This window comes from Amycolatopsis sp. NPDC033938 (assembly GCF_055575975.1).
Window position 1 is genome coordinate 143,659 of the sequence record NZ_JBVIRO010000022.1, and the last position, 6,156, is coordinate 149,814.

Annotated in this window: 5 protein-coding genes; 3 read left to right on the plus strand and 2 right to left on the minus strand. The window is 67.1% G+C overall.

What is annotated here, in order from left to right; translation table 11 throughout:
* Position 1: 1 nt before the first annotated feature.
* Positions 2-1,297, minus strand: a complete 1,296-nt coding sequence (locus tag ACZ5ZX_RS36395; protein WP_465506524.1) for an activator-dependent family glycosyltransferase — start codon at positions 1,295-1,297, stop codon at positions 2-4.
* Between the two features lie 250 nt (positions 1,298-1,547).
* Between ACZ5ZX_RS36395 and ACZ5ZX_RS36400 the strand changes: the two genes are divergently transcribed.
* Positions 1,548-2,531 carry an aldo/keto reductase gene (locus ACZ5ZX_RS36400; protein ID WP_465506533.1) on the plus strand — a complete coding sequence of 328 codons (984 nt, stop codon included), beginning with the start codon at positions 1,548-1,550 and terminating at the stop codon, positions 2,529-2,531.
* Between the two features lie 77 nt (positions 2,532-2,608).
* Positions 2,609-3,688: an NAD-dependent epimerase/dehydratase family protein gene (locus ACZ5ZX_RS36405; RefSeq protein ID WP_465506525.1), complete on the plus strand. Its 1,080-nt coding sequence runs from the start codon at positions 2,609-2,611 to the stop codon at positions 3,686-3,688.
* 51 nt (positions 3,689-3,739) lie between these two features.
* Here the strand turns inward: ACZ5ZX_RS36405 and ACZ5ZX_RS36410 are convergent, their stop codons facing one another.
* Positions 3,740-4,906: a pyridoxal phosphate-dependent aminotransferase gene (locus ACZ5ZX_RS36410; RefSeq protein WP_465506526.1), complete on the minus strand. Its 1,167-nt coding sequence runs from the start codon at positions 4,904-4,906 to the stop codon at positions 3,740-3,742.
* A 351-nt stretch (positions 4,907-5,257) separates the two neighbouring features.
* Between ACZ5ZX_RS36410 and ACZ5ZX_RS36415 the strand changes: the two genes are divergently transcribed.
* Positions 5,258-6,156, plus strand: an 899-nt coding sequence (locus tag ACZ5ZX_RS36415) for a tryptophan 7-halogenase (protein ID WP_465506527.1), incomplete at its 3' end; no start/stop codon positions are given.

Below are 6,156 nucleotides of genomic sequence, written 5' to 3' on the forward strand. Positions count from 1 at the left end.
GTCAGCTCCCGAAACGGTGGACGAGGTCTTCCAGGCTGTCGACGACCCTCGCCGGACTGGGCATGGCGAGCATCTCGTCGCGAAGTTTCGCCGCGGCAGCACGGAAACCGGGCTCGGCAAGCAGGCGGGCCACGTGGTCGTGGACCTTGTCCTCGGTCACGTCGGTGTAGTACTCGGTGAGTCCGGCACCGTAGTCGGCGAGGCGGTTGCAGACCGGCGGGTTGTCGTGTTGCTCGGTGATGGTCAGCTGCGGCACGCCGGCCAGCGCCGTGGTGTTGAAAGTGCCGAACGCGCCGTGGTTGACCGATGCCACGCAGGTCGGCATCAGGGCGTTGAGCGGGACGAAGGACACCACGCGAACGTTGCCCGGTAACGGGCCGATCTCCTGCTGGACCTTTTCCGATACCGTCGCCACGATTTCGACGTCCAAATCGGCCAGCCTGCGGAGCAGGGCACCGGCCGAGACGGGATAACCGCCGAACCGGTTGACCGCCGAAATGCCGAGCGTGAAACACACCCGTGGCCTTTCCGGTGGTTCCCGGAGCCAGTCGGGTATTACCGAAACCCCATTGTAGGGAACGTAGCGCATCGGCAGGTAGTCGATGTCGGCCTTGAGTTGCAGCGGGGTCGGGTATTGGTCGATGGTGACGTGCCCGGTGACCATGTCCTCGGAGAACTCCGCCCCGTGTCCGGCGGCCGCGGCGGCGAGCCAGTCGCCGAGCGGGTCGGTGCGCAGGTCCGCGGGCTGCCGCGCCGCCAGGGTCCGGAAATGCTGCCTGGTCTTGCCGAAAATGTCCACGCACCAAGGCATCCGCACGTGCGGTACGCCGATCGCCTTGGCCGCGATCGGGCCGGCGTAGGTGGCTTGCTCCCAGATCACCAGATCCGGCCGCCACTGGCGGGCGAAGCCGACGACGTCGTCGATCATGGTGTCGTTGACGACCCGGTACCACCGGCGGACCACGGTGTCGTACCCGGACCGCAGGTGCTCCCACGAGACGTCCTCCACCGGGTCGTCGGCGGTGTCGAACGGGGGCAGGTCGACGGCGCGAATCTGGCGGTACAGCTCCGGGTTCGCCTTGGCCACCCTGGGGTTGAGGAAACGGTCGGCGATCTTCCACAGGTTGTGGTCCCGGCCGACCGGCACCGCGGTCAGGCCGCTGCCGGTGATCACCTCGGTGAGCGCGGGCTGGCTGGCGACCCGTACCTCGTGGCCCGCGCCGATCAGTGCCCAGGCGAGCGGAACCATCGCCTGGAAATGGGTTTTCTCCGAGTAGGTGGTGAAAAGGATGCGCATGCTCGCTCCGCGTTCGATGGGGGCCCGGCAGGCGGTACGTCCCGCCGGCGGGACGTACCGGTGCGCTGGTTCGATTCGTGGTGGCCGCCGAGGCCACCATGTTAGTCTTCCTCATATTCCAGTCGTGAAGCGCGAGTCCGGCGAAATCATCTTTTCGACGTTGGCGCGGGAATTCCCGTAGCGCGTTTCACCTGTGCACATATGCCCGCCTGAGCAGTCAAGGTCAGGATGGAAAAACATGCGGCAGAAAATGACAGGCGAATATCTGAGATTGAGCAGGATAGGGTTTGGCTGTACGTCGATGTCGCATGGTCGGCTCCCCTCCGCCGACGAACAGGCCGAGGCGATCCGCGTGATCCACCGGGCGATCGAGCTCGGTGTCTCGCTGTTCGACACCGCGGACATCTACGGTCCCTACACCAACGAGCGGCTGCTGGGCCGCGGGTTGAAACGCCGCCGGGACAAGGCGACCATCGCGACCAAGGTCGGCCTGGTGGCGCAGCCGGACGGCAAGCTGGCGCGCAACGGTCACCCCCGGCACATCCGGGCGGCCTGCGAGAATTCGCTGTCCCGGTTGCAGACCGACGTCATCGACCTCTATCAGCTGCACCGCGTGGATCCCGAGGTGCCGCTGGAGGAGACCTGGGGCGCGATGGCGGAGCTCGTACAAGCGGGCAAGGTCAGGGGACTGGGCATTTCCCACGCCAGCGTCGAGGAACTGGAACGGGTGCACGCGCTGTTCCCGATCACGGCGGTGCAGTACGAACTGTCCATCTGGGCCCCGTACGCCAAGGACGACGTGCTGGGGTGGTGCAAACGCACCGACACGCCCTTTCTCGCCTTCTCTCCGCTCGGGCGCGGTTTCCTCACCGGCCAGGTGGCGCATTCGGACCTGTGCGGTGAAGACGCGCGAAATCGTGACCCCCGGTTCACCGCGCAGGCCTTCGCGACCAATCAGGCCATTGTGGACGGTCTGCGCCGCGTGGCCGATCGGCTGGGCTGCACCGCCGCCCAGGTCGCCATCGCCTGGATCCTGGCGCAGAGCGATCTGGTCGTGCCGATTCCCGCCACCCGGCGGCTGCGCTGGCTGGAGCAGAACGTGGCGGCCGCGGACCTGAAGCTCAGCACCGAGGATCTGCGGGAACTGGCGGAGCTGCCGGAAGCCGTCGGCCGGATGCGCTGGGACTACGCCCGGTCGAACAGCGCGGCACCGGCGGCGCACGCCGGTCAGTGAGCGGACGCCACGCGGGCCGCGGCCGGGATTCGAACGCGCCGTCGTTGTCTCACCCCTCGACAGGACAAGGAGAACCCGTGACAAACAGTCAGGCGAAGCCCCTGGTCACCGTGCTCGGCGCGTCCGGCCTGCTGGGCACGGCGGTGGCCAGGGAACTGTCGAGCCGGAACGTGCGGCTGCGGCTGGTCGGGCGCCGGGCCACCGCGGTACCGGCAGGTCATCGCGCCGAGGTGGAGGTCCGGCGGCTGGATCTCACCGAGCCGGGCGCGGTGGCCGAAGCGGTGGCGGGGGCGGACGTCGTGCTGCACCTGGTGGCCCATATCGCGGGCTCGGCCACCTGGCGGGTCTCGTCCAACAACGAGTTCGCCGAGCGGGTCAACCTCGGCCTCGTCCACGAGGTGATCGACGCGCTGCGGGCCAGGCGGCGGACCGGGCCACCGCCGATCATGGTTTTCGCCGGATCGATGTCACAGAGCGGAAAAATGGTCAGCGAGCGGATCACCGAGTCGTCGCCGGACGAGCCTCTGACCACCTACGACCGGCAGAAGATGGACGCCGAGCTGGCCATCAAGAAGGCCACGGCGGAAGGGGTGCTCCGCGGCATCACCCTGCGCCTGGCCACCTTGTTTTCGCAGGGCACCGATTCCACCACACTCGACAAGGGTCTGGTGTCGGTGATGATCCGGCGTGCGCTGGCAGGCCGCGAGCTCACCATGTGGCACGACGGCAGCGTGACCAGGGATCTGGTCTGCAGTGACGACGTGGCCAGGGCGTTCGTCGCCGCGATCGACCACGCGGACCGGCTGGCCGGACGGCATTGGCTGGTCGGCACGGGACGGGCGACCGGCATCGGCGAGTTGTTCGCCCGGATCGCCGAGGCCGTCGCCGAGGTCACCGCCGCGCCCACGGTGCCGATCGTCACGGTGAATCCGCCCGAGCATTCCAGTCCCACCGACTTCCTGGATTTCACGCTCGACCCCACGGCCTTCCGCGAAGTCAGCGGGTGGCGGCCGGAGGTCCGGTGGGAGGAAGCCGTCGCCCGCGCGGCCGCCGCCATCGCGGCGGAGACCGGCCAAATGTGGCGCGCTCCGGCGCGGCCTCAAGGGGACCTTCACGGCGGGAGTCAGCCGCGACAGGGTCGCGAGCGCCACGCTTGAGACGCTGATCGTCCCCGGCGAGGCGCATGAGACATCCGGGCCAAATTTGCCTTACTCCTCAATACCCCTCACCATCCCGCCTCGGTCGCCGGCTTTGGCGATGCGGCGCGTGGCCTCTTGGACGACGTGGGCCGGGACGTCGAGGGCGACGCGTACATAACGCTCCCCTCCGGTTGAGAAGAACTTCGTCGCCGGTGAGAGCAGCACACCGGTCCGGCCGAGGACACGGTCGCGGTAGGCGGGGCTGCTCTCCCCGGTCACGGGCGTGATGTCGGCCAGCAGTGAACGCCCGCCCGACGGCCGGAAGCAGCGCAGGCCGAGGCCGCCGAAGGTCCGCATCAGCCGGTCCCTGGCTTCCTGGAAGCCCGGCACCGGGTTCCACCTGCCGGGTTCGAGGATCTGCGAGTTCACCACGGCACGCTGGAGTGCCGCCGGTGCCTTGGTGGCCACGGTGCCGTGCACCACGCGGAAGGCATGGGTGTGGCCGGGGTTCGCGCGCACGTAACCGAGCGGCCAGTCGTAAATGCCCAGTGCCGCGGAAAGATCGCCGAGCACCACCGCGCGGTCGGTGACGTCGGCCGCCGAGAGATGCCCCGCTCCGTCGAACACGTAGGCGGCAAGGGATTCGTCGCTGATCAGCGGCACGTTCCAGTGCGTGCACAGTTCGCCGACGGCGGCCAGTTCGGCACGGTCGAAAACCCGGCCGGTCGGTTCGTGGGGCGTGCTGAGCAGGACGGCGCGGGTCCGCCTGCCGAAGGCCGCGGACACCTCGGCCGCCACGATCCGCCAGTCGGGCGGGGCCAGCCGGACAAATCTGGGACGCAGCCCGGTCGCTTCCAGCAGTGCCACGGTGTGCTGCCGGAATGGCTCCACCACAACGACTTCGTCACCCGGCTCGGTACAGGAGAGCAGCAGGGCGTGGAGGGCGGCCGTTCCGCCCGCGGTCACGGTGAGCTCGAGCTCCGGATGCGCGGGAGTGGCGAACGATCTGGCCAGCAGCCGCCGTAGCCCGTAGTCGCCGGCGGGATCGGTACTCGGGTCGACCCGGGCCCGTAGTGCGCCGCACACCGCGTCGATGAGTCGTACCGCGGCAAGCGGGGCCGCGGGCACATCGCCGCTGAGGTCGGCACCGACCCCGGACACCGGGACGTACCCGCCGGGAGCCGCCGTTTCGCCGGGGCGGAATCGAAGCCGCGCGTCTCTTTCGATCAAGGTCATGATTTGCGCCTCCGCGATGAGCGATCCGGCACCGGCGGAAAAATACAGGTGTGGCCAGTGCGCCAAGCCTACGGCAAAAGTGGTGGGCTCCAGAGTTCCTGTCCCGCTAGCGGGACGGCGGCATTGTCCGCGAAAATAGTCGGATATCGCCGGATTTCCACTGGCGCTTGGCTTCCCGACCTCGGCGATGCACACTCGCGAACGAGCCCTTTTCCAACGGGTGGGCCGGACATCGGCCGCCGGCCCGCGTCGAGAAGGTCGCGCGCTCGCCCGGATTCGGTTTCTGTCGATTTGAGGGAGTTTGTGGTGGTTGGTTCGGTTGTTGTTGTGGGTGGGGGTACTGCTGGGTGGATGACGGCGTCTTATTTGAAGGCGGCGTTTGGGGGTCGTGTTGGGGTGACGTTGGTGGAGTCGGCTGGGGTGTCGCGGATTGGGGTTGGGGAGGCGACGTTCAGTACGGTTCGGCATTTTTTTGATTATTTGGGGGTTGATGAGGCGGAGTGGTTGCCTCGGTGTGCGGGTGGGTACAAGTTGGGGATTCGGTTTGAGAATTGGCAGGGTGGGGGTGAGTATTTTTATCATCCGTTTGAGCGGTTGCGGGTGGTGGATGGGTTTTCGTTGGCTGATTGGTGGCTGGCGGTGGGTGATCGTGGTGTGCCGATGGATCGTCAGGTGTTTTTGACGACGGCGTTGAGTGAGGCGAAGCGGTCGCCGCGGCGGTTGGATGGTTCGTTGTTCGCGTCGGGGTTGGATGGGGGGTTGGGGCGTTCGACGTTGGCGGAGCAGCGGGAGCAGTTTCCGTATGCGTATCATTTTGATGCGGATCGGGTGGCGGAGTTTTTGTGTGAGTATGCGGTGGCGCGGGGTGTGCGTCATGTGGTGGATACGGTTGATGAGGTGTTGCGGGACGAGCGTGGCTGGATCGGTGGGGTGCGGACGGCTGGGCATGGTGTGGTCTCGGGTGATTTGTATGTTGATTGCACGGGGTTTCGGTCGTTGTTGATCGGTCAGGCGTTGGGGGAGCGGTTCGAGTCGTTTGAGGATGTGTTGCCGAATAATCGGGCGGTGGCGTTGCGGGTGCCGCGTGAGCATGTTCGGGAGATGGATCCGTATACGACGGCGCGGGCGTCGAGTGCTGGGTGGATGTGGACGATTCCGTTGTTTCGTCGTAATGGTCATGGTTATGTGTATTCGGATGCGTTTGTTTCGCCGGAGGAGGCGGAGCGGGAGTTGCGGGATGCGGTGGCTCC

Bases quoted from the DNA above. Each gene is read 5' to 3' on its own strand.
- ACZ5ZX_RS36395 (WP_465506524.1), bottom strand. From the start codon at position 1,297: ATGCGCATCCTTTTCACCACCTACTCGGAGAAAACCCATTTCCAGGCG.
- ACZ5ZX_RS36400 (WP_465506533.1), top strand. From the start codon at position 1,548: ATGACAGGCGAATATCTGAGATTGAGCAGGATAGGGTTTGGCTGTACG.
- ACZ5ZX_RS36410 (WP_465506526.1), bottom strand. From the start codon at position 4,906: ATGACCTTGATCGAAAGAGACGCGCGGCTTCGATTCCGCCCCGGCGAA.